We start from the raw sequence: 14,480 nt of genomic DNA, 5'->3' as shown, positions 1-14,480 counted from the left end.
ATCACCAATAGGCTTCGGCGGGAAGCGTCGCCGGGGTGTCCCTGTTGGTCAGTTCGGATATGCGCATGGCGATCGCGCGTCGGACACCGGGTAGCCGACCCACCACCCTCAAAGCGATGTTGCGTAGTCGGCGGTTCACGGTGGTGCGCACCGTCACCAGGCGGGTGAACCGATCGGTCAACCGGATCACGCCCTTGGCGACTTTGCGGCGTCGGCGCTCGTACTCGTCGAGCAGGGTCAGATCGTCTAGGCGCAGAGCGGCATGTGCGAGTTCCGCGAGTACGACCGCGTCCTGGATACCGGTGTTCATGCCCTGCCCGCCGGCCGGGCTGTGTTGGTGGGCTGCATCGCCGGCCAGTAAGACGCGGTCCCGTCGATACGCCGCGGCGATGCGATGGGCCACCCCGTAGCGCGACATCCAGGCTATCGACCCGATCCGTGCCGTCGTGGTGGCTCGGGCATGGACCAGCGCCTGAAGCGCCTCGCGGGTGGGTGCGGCCGCGGTGGGCACGTCGGTGGTCACGATGCGCCATTTGCCGTCGGGCAGTCGTTCGATCACCATCATGCCCTCGGGCGCCAGGAAGTTGTGGATCGCGTCATCACTGAGGTCCGCGGTCATGTCGACGTCGGCAAGAAGGAAGTCGCCTGCGTAATCCTCACCGACGAACGGGATCTCGACTGCACCGCGTACCGCACTCCTGCCGCCGTCGGCGCCTATCACGAGCTGGGCTCGAATCACACGATGCGCGCCGTCGGGGTCGTCCACCTGGACGTCGACACCGGCCACGTGCTGGCGCAGTCCGCGGAACGTCCACCCGTAACGGACCTTCGGGCCCAACGCGGTCAGGCGTTCCTCGAGAATCTGCTCGGTGCGCCACTGCGGCACCAACAGCATGTAGGGGTACTTCGTCGGTAGACCGTCGAAAGGTAAGCGCAGCAGTGTTTTTGCGCCCTCATGGAACATGAACGCGGAGGCGCGATGACCGCTGGCCACCAGAGTCTCGGTCATCCCGAGGTCTTCGAGGACCTCCAGAGTGCGGGCGTGGACCACCATCGCGCGCGATGTCGTCGATTCACGGGCGTACCGCTTCTCCAACACGATGACGTCGACACCGGCCTGCTGCAGGGCGATTGCGGTCGCCAGTCCTACCGGACCGCCGCCGACGATGAGGACTTCGGTGGATATGGGGGTCAGCTGATCGCGCGTCTGGCCGTTGGCGGGATTGGCGGTCATGCGGCCTCGATGCTTCGGTAGAACGCGTTGGCGACAAAGGGGATCCAGTCGGGGTTGTCCCAGTCGCTCCAGCGGTCACGGGCGTCCAGAACGATCGCTTCGGCCGCCTCCTTGGCGGACGCGCCGGCCTTGTGCAGTCGGGTCGTCTCGGCGCGCACGTAGTCGAAATAGTCGCGGTAGGCCACGATGGTGTTCTCCGCGATCTCGCCGTGGCCGGGTACCACGACTTCTGCCTTGAGGCTCAGCAGTTCGTCCAGCAGCCCGATCCAGCGGGCGACCTCGCTGTCGACGTCAAACGGCGGAAAGTAGGGCGCCAGCGGAAACATCCGGTGCTCCACCAGATCCCCGGTGAACAGCACCCGGTCATCGACGAGAATCACCTGGTCACCCGCACTGTGCGCGGGCCCGATCGAGCGCAACGTGACCCGCGTTCCACCCAGATCGATTTCGGACGAAGTCTGGTAGACCACATCGGGGTCCACCAGCTCGACATCGTCAAGTTCGGCGGCGAACACCGGACTGAGGCCCTTGAACATGCCCAGATACGCCTGTCCCTTGCGGTGCAACTCGTCGCGTTGAGCGGCGTTGTAGACGATGGTCGCCGCACCCTTGAACGCCTGCGCACCGAAACCGTGCTCTGGATGAAAGTGCGTAGTGGTCAGAAACAGCGGGCGATCCTTGGCCAGCTCCCTGGCCTGCTCCAGCACATAGGCACCGTTGCGCGGACCGATACCGGTATCGACCACCAACGCCGCGCGCTGTCCCACCACGATCCCCACATTGGGCACCAGCGGCACCCGGCGATCGGGAACTACATACACCCCCGCACTGACCTCGACGGGCTCGCCCGCCACGAGCGGGGCCGTCGCATCATGCACCTCGGCCACCCCGTCGGGACCAGCCGCCTCGACGTCAATGCTGCACATCTACCCACTCCCTATCTGATCAGTGTTCAAATGCTGTCGCCACGATAGCACGCTATCTGAACACCGTACAGATTTGATTTGATCGATGTTAAGATGCAACGCGTGACCAAAGCCCGCTGCCCGTATGGCGTGGACACCGATCCGTTTGGCGCGCGCGGGGCGCGGCCTCAGCGAATGCAGCGCGGCCAACTTACTCGCACACTCGGCCCGCCACCCCATGGCGCCGCAGTGGATCTATATCCCCTTTCACTCCAATAGATTTCGACCACGATCAGATCAGCACCGCACTGGCAAAGGAGCACTCATGAGCAACCCGGACACATTGCGGGGCTGCGACGGTCATCTGACCTCGAGGGCCGATGGATACCTTCCTGGAATCGTCGACCCCGCGGTCTCAGGAGAACCCGTCGAAGTCTCCGAGGGCGTGTTTGTCATCGGCGATAACCGCGTACCGTTCGTTCCCAACATCGGCATCGTGCTGGGTGACCACGCCGCCCTGGTCGTCGACACGGGGATCGGACCCAGCAATGGAGCCGTCGTCCTCGAGCACGCCCGCCGGTTGGCCGGCGATCGCAAATTGTTTCTGGCCATCACCCAGTTCGATCCAGGTCACGGGTTTGGTGCGCAAGCGTTCCAAGGGGCGGCCACCATCGTTTACAGCGATGCGCAGCGCCACAGACTGCACCATCACGCCGCAACGTACGTGCACACCTTCCAAACGCTCAGCCCCCACGTGGCTGCCAGATTGGATGGCCTCGAGCTCGTCGACTGCGACGTCTCCTACGAGCGGCGTCTGGAGATCGACCTCGGCGGCACACGCGCGGTGCTGAGACAGTGCGGACCTGCCCACACCACCGACGACCAAACCGTGCACATCGACGATCGGGTCCTGTTCGGGGGCGACCTCTTCGAGACTCGAATGTTCCCCATACTTCCGTACTTCCCCCCCTTCGACACTGACTTCGACGGGCGACGCTGGATCGACACACTCGACCGGCTCATCGCAACGTCGCCCGACATCGTGGTGCCCGGCCACGGCGAGCTCACCGACGTCGGTCAGATCGCCGCGGTCCGCGACTACTTGGTCTATCTGTCCGAGCAAGCCCGCCAACAGCGGCTCGCGGGAGCATCACACGCCGAAGCGGCCGCCAGGATCGCCGAGCACGCTCAAACCACCTGGCCCACGTGGGATGGACCACGCAACATCCGATACGCAGTGCGTGCCTTCTACGACCAACTCGACCGCGAACAATGACGCTGTGACAGCAGATCCCAACTATTCGCTCTCATAGGCGTTGTCGTCCGGGCGCACGATCACAGCGGCCCTCATGTGACGGCAGCGCCAAACCGCACGCGCCGACTCCTGCGATGGCGTGGCGGGCGGTCAGCCGCGGCGTGTGCCGGTGACCGCTGAGCGCGGCAGCCGCCCGGCCCGTGAGTGACCGGATAGCTCGTCGCCACTGACCACCACATCGAAGTCCAAGTTGAGCCGCATCGGCTTCTTGACCGACTGGTGCCACGTCACCCGGTCGCCGTCGACCGAAATATCTTGCAGCGGAACCGTATCGCCCTTCAGCGTCGCGGTGCCAGCCAGTCCTTTATCGGCCTGGCTGAACGTGTAACTCACCGCCAACGAGCCGATCGGCGTCTTGATCGTGACGTCCCAATCCCCTACCACGCTCATCTATACCTCCACCGGTTCGTGCCCGGACGGCGCCCACACCGTGCCGCGGCGTTCGTATTCGAATAGTTGCTCAACGGCGTGAGCGACCCGCGGCCCGTAGGAGCGGTGCAACAGGTGCAGCCCGAGATCCAGTCCCGACGTCACGCCTCCGCCGCTGACGAAGTCGCCGTCGTCGACGACGCGGGCGCGCACCGCACGTACACCGGCGGCGTCCAGGACGTCGATTCCCAGAACATGTGTGGTGGCGTGGCGGTCCTCGATGAGCCCGGCCATCGCCAGCAGAACAGAGCCGCCGCAGACGGTGGCGACGGTGACGTCGGGATGGTCAAACGCTTTGCGCATCAACGGGATCAGCGCAGTGTCGACCGCGTTGGCCAACAGCACAGGGATCGTCTCGATGCCATCGTCGGGGTCAGCCGAAATCGGGCCGCTGGCCCCGGGAACGATCACGTATCCGGGCTTGGTGGGGTCCAGTGCCGCGGTGGCGGTGAGCGTCAAGCCGCCGGTGCCGCTGACCACCTCGCGCGGCCCCTCTGCCGACACCAGCTCGACGACGAGATCGCCGCCCACGGCGTCGCTGCCTGCCGAGAGCACTTCGAACGGGGCGATGGCGTCCAGTGGATCGAACGCGTCGAATAACACGATTTGCGCATGCATGTCAGCCATTATTGGGGCGGCTACGCTCATCCACTAGTGGCGTGATAGCCACATTCCACCGGTATTTTGCCGCTGCTGTGGTCGTTGAGCGCAGCCTCGCAAACCAACGCTCTGCCAGTAACAATACTGCGCGGGCAAAGGCAGACATCTAGGTCACACAGGGATCAGCGGCGATCGCCGCCAGCTGTGGTCGCCGTGCGCGGCTGACCCCGCTGCGGTGGAAACCCGGTAGGCACCGCTGCTGGCCGGATACTTGCACACCGAGTACAGATTGCCACCCCACGGACGTAGCATGCAGCAATGCACACGGTCGCGGTGTTGGCGCTGCCCGATTCAGTGGCGTTTGACCTGTCCACTCCGGTGGACAGTCTGGGCCGAGTGCGGCTACCCGACGGTCGCTGCGGCTATGAGGTCGTCGTTGCCGGCGACGAGCCCGCGATTGCGGCGGGTCCGATGCGGATCGTTCCCACCTGCGGCTTAGACCGACTGGCAGGTGCGGACACGATCGTGGTGCCGGGCCGGCACAGTATCCTCGCGCCTGCGCCCGAGGCTGTCGTAGATGCGCTGCGGACAGCATTCGACCGCGGCACCCGGATCGCGTCAATCTGTGTGGGCGCCTTCACGTTAGCGGCGGCGGGGCTGCTCGACGATAGACGCGCAACCACGCACTGGCGCGCCGCAGCCGCATTCCGCGAGGCGTTCCCGCGCGTCCATCTCGAACCGGACGCGCTGTTCGTCGACGAAGGCCAAATCTTGACCTCGGCAGGTGCATCGGCGGGTTTGGACTGTGTCTGCACCTCGTGCAGCGAGACTACGGCGCAGCAGTCGCCGCCGACGCGGCACGTGAGGCGGTGGCTCCCCTGTACCGCAGTGGCGGGCAGGCACAGTTCATCCTGCGCAATCAAGGCTTCGTCGGTACCGACCTCGACGAACTGCTGACCTGGATCGAGGCCAACGTCAGCCAGCCGTTGACACTGCGAGACCTCGCCGAGCACGCGGCGATGAGCCTGCGCACGCTGAACCGGCGATTTCGCGCCGAGACGGGCCAAACCCCGATGGAGTGGTTGATCGGTGTGCGAATCCGCCACGCCCAGGAACTGCTCGAAGCGACACCGGAGAGCGTCGAAAACATCGCGCAGCGAGTCGGTTTCACCTCCAGCACCAACTTCCGCGAGCAGTTTCGGCGCATCGCCGGCGTCACGCCCAGCAGCTACCGCTCCACGTTCCGTGGACGGTTATCGGCCTAGGCTGGCGTGGCAGTTGCCGGACCGGCAGCACACGGCGGGCGACGGCGTGCCGATGGCAAGAATCCGGTGAAGAATGGCTCTCAGCCCGCTGGTATTTCTACCAGGCCCGCCACGATGATGTGGGCAATGACTGCGCTGATGGCGCGCAAGGGCCGTCAGCGCGCACTCGCGGCCGGGCCCTTCACCGCGCCTCGTGCCGAAGGCGGGAATGACTTTTGAACAAGTTGTTGTTGAGCGTGCATGTCGCTGCGTCGATCATCTTTATCGGTCCAATTACGGTGGCCGCCAGTCTCTTTCCGCGGTTTGCCCGCCAAGCCCTCGTTGATGGCGGCGGCGGGTCGAGTGCGGTCGCAGCGGCGATGCACCGTATCACCTGTGTCTATGCCGTGCTGGGGTTGGCCGTACCGGTCGTGGGTATCGTGCTGGCGGTGAAGATGGGCGTGCTGACCGATCTGTGGATAGTGCTGTCGCTTGTCGTCACGCTCGGCGCGGCCGGTGTGCTTGCCGGCCTGGTGCTGCCGGCGCAGCGCGGTCTGATGGCCGCCATCACCGGAGCCTCAGAAAAGCCGAGCGCCGACCAGGATTCGCGCCTGCTGCGCACCGCGCGTCGTCTGTCGATGTTCACCGGCGTGTTCTCACTGCTATGGCTGGTCGTCGTCGTCCTCATGATCGCGCGGCCCGGCTCGACCACGGGAATATGACGATGCGTATCCAACCGTTGGTGGCCATCTCCACCGTCGAAACCTGCTCGTTGGCGGTGCTTCTCGTCAACCTGGCGACCGTTCACAATCCAGCTGTCTCCGGTGTTGTCGGTCTACTGCACGGCCTGGCCTACCTGGGCATCATCGCCAGCGCGACGCTGCTGTCGGTTCCGAACAGGGTCAAGGCGCTGTCGCTGGTTCCCGGGATCGGCGGATTCCTCTTGCTGCGCAATGCACCAGACGAGGCCCGCCTGGCGCGCGCACACATCGATGATCGCGCCGACCCCGACGCCGTCTGAGGTGTGGCGAATTATCGTGGGCGGGCAGGACTCCTGCGTGGTGTTCGGTACTCCCGGCGGACCCGCAGTGGGCGCGTCGTCACCGGCCGGGCGACTTGTCCGTCGACAAGTTCCGGCGTGGCAAACCGATGCGCCTTGCTAAGGAGGTCGCGCAACGCGGGCTCAAAAGCGACTCCGCGATAGCGGTCCAGCCACTCGTCGGTCATCCGCAAGAGCGAGCCCGGAAGGCCGACGTAGCCTTGCACCGCAGCGGTCAGTATCCGGGAGATCGCCGATATGTCGTCACCGCAGCCTATTTCGACAAATGCGGCGGTCCGACTGACGCTGTCCAAATTGGATTTAGCTGTTTCGACCAGTGCCCACGCGAGCTCCGCGTCGGTGATGCGACGGCGTTGCGGCGCAACAGTGGTTTGGCCGCGGATTCCGCCCGCTGCGTTTGGCGCTGGGCTCCCCATGGTGATGGGCACTCCCCTCAGGTCCCAACGTGCTGCGCCGGCCACGCGGCTCGACGGTGCAGCGACGCGCTACCGAACAGCTCCTGCTGCATCACGGTCAGCTGTTTCTCGAGCTTGCTGTCACCGCGGCCGTCAGAGTCGAATGTCGTTTCGACGGTGTTGATCCCGATACCGAGCGGGGTTGGCCAGCCGCGGAGGGCGTGCACAATCGTCCTGAGCTGGTTGAGGGTCGTGACGACGCCTTGCCAGCCAGCGCCGGTGGCGATGCACCCGACCGGCAACCCGTGGAAGTAGGGCCGTGGGTCGGCGCGCAAGTCCTCGGTGTAATCCAGCGCGTTCTTCACCAGACCCGAGACGCCTCCGTGGTAGCCGGGGGAAGCGATGACGATGGCGTCGGCCTTGCGCAGCTCGCTCAGCAAAAACATGGCCATGCTGGATCGCGCCGAGCTGCGCGGGTCATACATCGCCAGCTCGCTGAGTTCGGCTCCGCCGAAGCATGTAGTGGTGGCGCCCATCGCTTCTACCCGCGCGAGCGCAGAACGCAACGCCTGTTCGGTTGAGGAGCCTGGACGGACAGTGCCGCCGATTCCCACGACGTGAAGCGGTTGATCGATCACAAAACCTCCTACAGCGAGTCGGATGTACGCCGCCGCTAGGCCGGCACCGCGTACGTCCCCCTTGGGGTGGGTGCTATTTGAGATAGCCCATCTCTGTCCAGAACTCCTTGGCCGCCGGGTGGAAGGGGACACCCATTTGCGGCGTCTCCGGGGTTTCCACCAGCATCTTCTGCAGCGGCAGGTCCTGCTGTTTGACCGGGCCGATGTTCCAGGGGATGGAGTCCTTCCTGACTTCCAGCGCCTGACAGAATTTGCGGACCAGCAGATCGGGGGCGTCGGCGCGGGCATAAATCGGCCACCCGCTGAAATCGACCGTCGTGACGTCGGCCGCGAGCCCGGTGTAGCGAGATTTTTCGATCTTGGCGGGCGCGAACCCGAGTCGCTGCAGCTCGGCGAGCCGCTCGGGTGCGATGTCCAAGAAACGCAGGCCGGCCCCCACAGCGGCGTTCACCCAGATGAAGACGCCCTCTTCGAAGATAGCGTCGTAGTGCCCGGCGGCGGCGAGCTCGATCCGAGATGGGTTGTTGGGGAACCCGATCGGCGGCATCTGCTGGTCGTAGGAGACGCTGCCGCCCCACTCGACAATGTCGGCGTAGCCGAACCCGTGCACGTTCAAGACCTCCTCCACCAGTTCGGTGGTGCTGTGATCCAGCGACCCGCGGACCGACAACCGCAGCGGATAGCGCTTTTCGCGAATGTCGTCGAGCGAGGTCAGGCCGGACGCCTCGCTGACGGCGAACCCGAGCTGGTCGTCGTGGGGCATCACGGCGATCAGCGCCACCTGCATGGGCTCGTCATACGGACCCACGCCGCGGTGGGCCATCGACAAGATGACCGACGGATTCATGATCGAAATGTCGAGTTTGCGTTCGAAGACCTGGCGGATGGAATCCGGGTGGTTGGCGCCGAAGAACCGGAATACACCCAGTTCGTCACCGGCACTCTGCATCTGGATGGTCGTCTCGCGGTACGGCCACTCGTCGTCGACCATCAGGTACTTCGCGACTTCGAGCATTAACAGGGCGCGGATGTTGACCGGATCCACCGGGCCGAAGCCGGGCACCACCGATGGCATCCCGCCCTCTTTGATGGGCGCGGGGGCATAGGTTTTGTTCGCTGCGTTGCTCATCGTGTGCCTTTCCCTTCGGTTGATTCGGTTCCTTGCTGTGCACCGCCCCGATGGGCTGGGTGGTCAGTTCGCCGCTGCGTCACGACACGGCTGTCGGGACGGGCCCGTTCTTGTTGTCGGCGAGGAGGTTGTCCGGATCACCGTTGGGCGTGAGCCGCAAGAGCCGCTCGGCGTTCTCGTGGGCGATCTTTCGCTTGTCCTCGTCGGAAATGTTCGCCTCGTCCAGAAAGCCGGTCGAACCTGCCATGGGCAGGATTGGATAGTCCGTCGAGAACAGGATGCGGTCGATCGAGAGCATCTCGAGGCAGTACTGAAGCTGTGCCTGGCTGAACATGCCGCTCGGGGTGATGTAGACGTTGTCGCGGAAGTAGTCGATGAACGGTCGGTCGAGCTTGGTGACCCGTTGCGGAAGTTCCCCGTTGATCCGATCCAGGAAGAACGGAACCATCTCGCCCCAATGCCCAAGGATGAACTGAAGCTGCGGGTAGCGGTCGAGCACGCCTGAGAGGACCAGGTGCAGGAAGTGGGCTGCGGTCTCCTGGTGCCAACCCCATGCACTGGTCTGCAGGCGCGCGGTCACGATCGGCGAGAGGCCGCCGACGTAGCAGGCGCAGGTGATGGCCCACGGCGGGACGGCAGGGTGCAGATAGATCGGAACGTCAAAGTCTGCCGCGCTTTTGAGGATCGGATCAAAGCGCGGGGCGTCGAGATACTCCCCATCGGTCCTACCCGTGATGAGCGTCCCCACGAAGCCGAGCTCGGTCACACACCGCGCCAGCTCGGCGGCGGCTGCGTCGGGCACGGCGGTGGGCAAGGCCGCGAAGGCGGCGAAGCGATCCGGATGCCTGCGGGTGGCGTCGGCCGCTTTGTCGTTGACATGGCGGGCCACCTCGACCGCGCACTCCGCGGGGAGAAGTTGGGCGTTCGGGCAGGACAGCACCTGCATCGCAATCCCGCTGTCGTCCATGTCGGCCAACCGCCGCTCGCCCAACCCCTGCGCCACGTCCGGCGGCGGAAAGTCGCCCGTCTCGACGAACGCGGCCATGAAATCGGGGCTCAGTTCTTTGAGCGCCGGCGCAGTCGCCGCCGCGATCTCGGGATCGAGGAAGTGCTCTTCGACTGCGATGATCCTCATTGGCTTCTCCTTGGCGATTCGGCTGCCGCTGGCTCGGCGGTCAGTCCGTGGGCGTCGCGTCGGCTGCACGCAGCACGTTCTTGTTGTGCGCAAGCCGGTTGTCGGGATCCCATTTGCGCTTGAGCTCCACGATCCGGTCCCACTTCTGCGCCGAGCCGTACACATTGCGCAGCCACTCCGGACCGCGGTGCGCTGTCAGATTGATGTAGCCGGTTCCTGTCGAGTAGGGCTCCAGCGCCTCCACACCCTCGGCGACCCAGCCCATGTACTCGTCGTCGGCTGGCTCGGTGTCCCACATCGCGACCACCTCGGATACCCAGGCGGCGCCGGTGCGGGAGAACGCGCAGGCCTCCTCGTCGCCGTCTTGCAATGCGCCGCCAAGCATGGGGAACGAGATCAGACACCCGGTGCTCGGGCCGGTGGGCACCGGCGCCGCCGCGACGCGTTCCAGTGCGAGCGCGGCGATCTCGGCGCTCATCGCCGACAGGTATCCACCACCACTGTGGTAGCGCCCGCCGATCGGTTGAAAGGCATCCACCAGCGAGTTCGTCGCGCACCACGTGGTTGGTCCCACCATGTTGGCCAAAGGTGTTGCCAGGGCGTTGACTTCGCTTATCGCGGCGTCGTAGTCCTCGACTGGGCCGACATAGATGACGACTGCGAGCAGCAGCGGCGTGCCGATCAGCTCCTCGGGCAGGCCCGGCAGCGGCGGTGCGGGCGTGAAGATCATGGGTATGGAGAGGCTCCGGGGAGATCGGCTCATCGCCTCGTCAATGCCGGCGCAGAACGACAGCGCCTCCTGCGGCGAGTAGACGAGGACGCCACTGACGACCTGCGGGCCGACCTTCTGCGCCTGGAAGGTGAACGACGTCGCGATCGCCAGGTTGTGCCCGGCGCCGCGCATGCCCCAGAAGAGGTCGGGGTTGGACTCCGCCGACGCAGTGGTGACACGGCCATCCATCGTGACGACGTCGATCGAGAGCAGATTGTCGACGGTGGCGCCGAAGGTGCGCGAGAGATGACCAACTCCGCCGCCCAGCGCGAGACCCGCTACCCCGGTGTTGCTGACCACCCCGGCGGGCACCGCATAGCCGTGCTCCTGGGTGGCGGCGTCCATCTCGCCAAGCAGGACCCCGGCTTCGAGTGTGGCGCGTCCCGTCGCCGCGTCGACCGAGATCCGCTTCATCTTCGAGGTGTCGATGACCAGCGCGTCGTGCGGCATCGCGTAGCCGTCGACGCCGTGACCTCCGCTGCGGACCGCGACTGTTACGCCGTGGCGACGGGCGTAGTCGACGGCCACCACGACGTCCTCGGGATCAAGGGGCTGCACGATCAAGGCCGGGATGTCGTTGGCGCGCCGCATGTTCCACAGCAGGCGAGATTCTCTGAAGCCTTCGTCGCCGGGCCGCAGCGTCGGCCCTTTGAATACCGGCGGGAAGTCGTCAAACTTCTGGGTGGTCAACTCGCTCGTCACAACCGCACCTTTCGATGATCGTTACTGTCCGCGCATTTGATCCCAAACGCCACGGGCCCTCCCTGCCTGGTGATGACTGTCATGCCGAGGCCGCAACCGTGTCACTGCCGGTCGCCGCGTTGATGGCGGGCATGACTTCCTCGGCCATCAATTCCATCGAGCGACGGCTCAGCGCCGGATCGGTCCAGTTTTTGCCGGCATAGACCAGGGTTCCAAAGGGTCCGGCCGCCTCGCGGATGGCCAGTATCTCGTCAATCACCTGATCGATCCCGCCGGCGATGATGCACTCGTCCACGAAGTAGTCCAGCGTCACGTCCTCGTCGGGCATCTGCGGATCGGTCTTGACCATGCCCAAGGAGCGCCCCTTTTTGAACTTCGTGAACAGGTGCTCAAAGTGCTGGCGATACGGACTCTGCGGATCATCCTTGCCGTAGGAGCGCGCGGTCTTCTCGTCCTCGCAGACGAATATCGAACGCACAACACGCCATTCGTCGCGATCTGCCTGCCGATCGCCGTCAACGCACCCGGCCTCGTAGTTCTCCCAGTGCTCGGCCAGCCGGTTGGCAGGCACGGTGTCAGACGACATGAGCAGCCAGCCGTTTCGCCCGAAAGCCGACACCCGCTTGGAGGCCGGATCGCCTGACGCTCCGAGGATCGGCGGATGCGGCTTCTGGAATGGCTTGACCATGGACCCCAACCCGAGTTCGGGCCACAGCGTGCGCTCGGTGGAGATGTTCCAGTACTTGCCCGCGAGACGGTAGGGCGCCTCCGTCGTCCACAGGGCCACGATCTGCTCGATCGCCTCTTCGAACATCGCGTTGCGATCTTCGTCAAGTCGACCCACGATCTCTGCGTCTGCCCGACCGACGCCTGCCCCGATCCCGAGCATCAGCCGGCCCTGCAGCATGTTGTCGAGCATCGCGACGCTCGCCGCGATGACGGCGGGATGGCTGAACGGAAGATTAAGCACGCCGGGGGCCAGCTTCATCGTCTTCGTCGAGTCGACGAGCGACGCGAGGAACAGCAGTGAGCTGGGAACGTTTTCGATCTGGTCGACCAGGTGCTCGCCGCAAAATGCCTCGGAGAATCCCAGCTGATCAGCAAGGATGAAGATCGCACGATCTTCCGCCAATGTTTCGGCGTAGTCGCGGCCGAGCGGATGGACCGGCTGGGTAAAGAATCCGAGTTGCATCAGCTTCTATCTCTCCTCTGTCGGGACCTCGGGATCCGGTGGGACCGAGGCTCCCTATCCGGGGCGCTGCACATCTTGTCCGATCGGGGCCGTCTTGTTCCTCAGAACAGAACACCATACCGATAGTCAGAACTTCAGTCAGATTAGTCCGCGGAACTATGAGCGTCAAGCAGGCGTTGGCAGCGCCGTAAGAGGAGGTCTAGGCGGCGAGGATGGGCGTCATCAGCTCGACCATCGTTGGTGACGTCCCACGGTTCGAGTGTGCCGCTGACTCTGATTTGCTACAGAATTTGCGGCGAGAGCACAGCTCGACCGCTGTGTACTGAGTCGTTGGTGCGGGCGCACTAGTTGGCGATGCTGGCCATCGACTGCGTCGATCAATGCGTGACATCCTGCGAGGTGGTCTTCAGCGTCCCTCCAACTCAGTCCGCCTATCAATGCTCAACACGATCTTGGCGTCATGGGGCGTCGGCACAACCCAGCAAGCATCTCGAGGCTGATTCGTCGGAATCTGCACAGTGTTCAGATTCGCGCTAGCATCGGATCGTTCATTTGAACACCGCTCAGATAGGACATGGAGATCGCCGAGAACACCATCGAAGACGTCGGACACTCAGTGGATCACTTCGTCGCCAACGCGTAATACCGCGTCGCTCAGTCAGCATCACGGGGCTCTCCGGCGTCAGCGCAGAAGGGGTCACCCGTGACGGGCACGTTCACCGCGGCGACGTTTCTCTCATGCGAACTCGCCCCGATGCGCTAGTCGACTGTCCTGACATCGCCGTCTCCGCCGAGAACTTCGATTCATAGGAAGTAGAAGTGTTGAATTCCCAAGACGTGACCAACGCGATACGCGTTCCCATCCAGACCGCACGGCAGCACCGCAGCGGTGAACCGATGATGACGAAAGTGCCTCAGATCACCGCCCTGTTTTGGGTCATCAAGATATTGAGCACTGGCATGGGTGAATCCGCATCGGACTGGGCGCTCAGGAGGGGCCAGGGTCTACCCGTAATAGGCATTGCAGGCACGCTTGGTCTCGACACGCTGATCTTCGTGGTGGCGCTAGTGCTGCAGTTTTCACGGCGGCGCTACGTACCGGCGGTGTACTGGTTCGCGGTAGTCGGGGTCAGCATCTTCGGCACCGTAGCCGCCGATGTAGTGCACTTCATCATCGGCGTCCCGCTATGGGCGACGACTGCGGCGTATGCGGGCGCGCTTATCGTGGACTTCGGACTCTGGTATCTGCTTGAAAAGACACTGTCCGTGCACAGCATCAACACGCGTCGCCGTGAGACGTTCTATTGGATCGCGGTTTTCTTCACGTTCGCCCTCGGCACCGCGCTGGGCGATGTCGCGGCAACAACTCGCAACCTGGGGTTTCTCTTGTCGGGCGTCTTATTCGCGGTCCTGATCGCGCTGCCAGCGATTGGGCATCGGTGGCTGGGTCTGAACGCTATCGTGGCCTTCTGGTGCGCCTACGTCCTGACACGTCCGCTGGGTGCGTCTTTTGCGGACTGGCTCGCAGTCGTCCCGAACGAAAGCGGCCTCGGATTGGGCGCTGGCTGGGTCACACTGGTCGCGACCATCCTGATCGTCGGCCTGGTCTCCAGCGAGGCGGCGCGACACAAGCACTCCATGACCGCACCCGAACGAGATTCCTAGTTGGCCAAACGTTTGTGGTTCAGGGTTACGTGCTGGCACGTCTCCGGACGGTGCCGAGAGTGACG

14 protein-coding genes and 1 pseudogene are annotated in these 14,480 nt (G+C 64.4%); 5 read left to right on the top strand and 10 right to left on the bottom strand.

Going from position 1 to position 14,480, the window contains the following annotated elements:
• Position 1: 1 nt before the first annotated feature.
• A complete protein-coding gene (locus MYCSM_RS08850) occupies positions 2-1,234 on the bottom strand; it encodes an FAD-dependent oxidoreductase (protein ID WP_015305809.1) in 1,233 nt (410 codons plus the stop codon).
• Positions 1,231-2,160, bottom strand: a complete 930-nt coding sequence (locus tag MYCSM_RS08845; protein WP_015305808.1) for an MBL fold metallo-hydrolase — start codon at positions 2,158-2,160, stop codon at positions 1,231-1,233. The genes MYCSM_RS08850 and MYCSM_RS08845 overlap by 4 nt, the downstream gene beginning before the upstream one ends.
• 304 nt (positions 2,161-2,464) lie before the next feature.
• Here MYCSM_RS08845 and MYCSM_RS08840 point away from each other — a divergent pair, with 304 nt between their 5' ends.
• Positions 2,465-3,415, top strand: coding sequence for an MBL fold metallo-hydrolase (locus MYCSM_RS08840; protein WP_015305807.1), 951 nt, complete (start codon positions 2,465-2,467; stop codon positions 3,413-3,415).
• Between the two features lie 129 nt (positions 3,416-3,544).
• Here the strand turns inward: MYCSM_RS08840 and MYCSM_RS08835 are convergent, their stop codons facing one another.
• Both MYCSM_RS08835 and MYCSM_RS08830 read right to left on the bottom strand, forming a co-directional pair.
• On the bottom strand, positions 3,545-3,844 hold the full coding sequence (locus MYCSM_RS08835; RefSeq protein ID WP_015305806.1) for a hypothetical protein: 300 nt from the start codon (positions 3,842-3,844) through the stop codon (positions 3,545-3,547).
• Positions 3,845-4,501 (bottom strand): DJ-1/PfpI family protein, encoded by a 657-nt coding sequence (locus tag MYCSM_RS08830; protein ID WP_041313575.1) that lies wholly within the window; start codon positions 4,499-4,501, stop codon positions 3,845-3,847.
• Positions 4,502-4,801: 300 nt separating this feature from the next.
• On the opposite strand from MYCSM_RS08830, the pseudogene MYCSM_RS08825 reads away from it, so the two are divergent.
• From MYCSM_RS08825 to MYCSM_RS08815, 3 genes and pseudogenes are all read left to right on the top strand, one after another.
• Positions 4,802-5,748: pseudogene (locus MYCSM_RS08825) on the top strand (GlxA family transcriptional regulator).
• Between the two features lie 215 nt (positions 5,749-5,963).
• Positions 5,964-6,449 (top strand): DUF2269 family protein, encoded by a 486-nt coding sequence (locus MYCSM_RS08820; protein ID WP_015305803.1) that lies wholly within the window; start codon positions 5,964-5,966, stop codon positions 6,447-6,449.
• 2 nt (positions 6,450-6,451) lie between these two features.
• Complete coding sequence (locus MYCSM_RS08815; protein ID WP_015305802.1) at positions 6,452-6,748, top strand: hypothetical protein; 297 nt, start codon at positions 6,452-6,454, stop codon at positions 6,746-6,748.
• A gap of 11 nt (positions 6,749-6,759) precedes the next feature.
• On the opposite strand, the gene MYCSM_RS08810 is transcribed toward MYCSM_RS08815, so the two are convergent.
• The 6 genes from MYCSM_RS08810 to MYCSM_RS08785 form a co-directional block, all read right to left on the bottom strand.
• On the bottom strand, positions 6,760-7,203 hold the full coding sequence (locus MYCSM_RS08810; RefSeq protein WP_015305801.1) for a hypothetical protein: 444 nt from the start codon (positions 7,201-7,203) through the stop codon (positions 6,760-6,762).
• Between the two features lie 17 nt (positions 7,204-7,220).
• Complete coding sequence (locus tag MYCSM_RS08805; RefSeq protein ID WP_015305800.1) at positions 7,221-7,820, bottom strand: NADPH-dependent FMN reductase; 600 nt, start codon at positions 7,818-7,820, stop codon at positions 7,221-7,223.
• Positions 7,821-7,893: 73 nt separating this feature from the next.
• Complete coding sequence (locus MYCSM_RS08800; protein ID WP_015305799.1) at positions 7,894-8,949, bottom strand: TAXI family TRAP transporter solute-binding subunit; 1,056 nt, start codon at positions 8,947-8,949, stop codon at positions 7,894-7,896.
• A gap of 79 nt (positions 8,950-9,028) precedes the next feature.
• On the bottom strand, positions 9,029-10,084 hold the full coding sequence (locus tag MYCSM_RS08795; RefSeq protein WP_015305798.1) for an amidohydrolase family protein: 1,056 nt from the start codon (positions 10,082-10,084) through the stop codon (positions 9,029-9,031).
• 40 nt (positions 10,085-10,124) lie between these two features.
• A complete protein-coding gene (locus tag MYCSM_RS08790; RefSeq protein WP_015305797.1) occupies positions 10,125-11,558 on the bottom strand; it encodes an FAD-binding oxidoreductase in 1,434 nt (477 codons plus the stop codon).
• 79 nt (positions 11,559-11,637) lie between these two features.
• Positions 11,638-12,750, bottom strand: a complete 1,113-nt coding sequence (locus MYCSM_RS08785) for an LLM class flavin-dependent oxidoreductase (protein ID WP_015305796.1) — start codon at positions 12,748-12,750, stop codon at positions 11,638-11,640.
• A gap of 819 nt (positions 12,751-13,569) precedes the next feature.
• On the opposite strand from MYCSM_RS08785, the gene MYCSM_RS08780 reads away from it, so the two are divergent.
• Positions 13,570-14,415: a COG4705 family protein gene (locus MYCSM_RS08780; RefSeq protein ID WP_015305795.1), complete on the top strand. Its 846-nt coding sequence runs from the start codon at positions 13,570-13,572 to the stop codon at positions 14,413-14,415.
• The last annotated feature ends 65 nt before the right edge of the window (positions 14,416-14,480 follow it).

The sequence above is a fragment of the Mycobacterium sp. JS623 genome, assembly GCF_000328565.1.
Taxonomy (GTDB): Bacteria; Actinomycetota; Actinomycetes; order Mycobacteriales; family Mycobacteriaceae; genus Mycobacterium.
The sequence above is the reverse complement of the archived record's forward strand: the minus strand, read 5'-3'. Positions and strand labels throughout refer to the sequence as shown.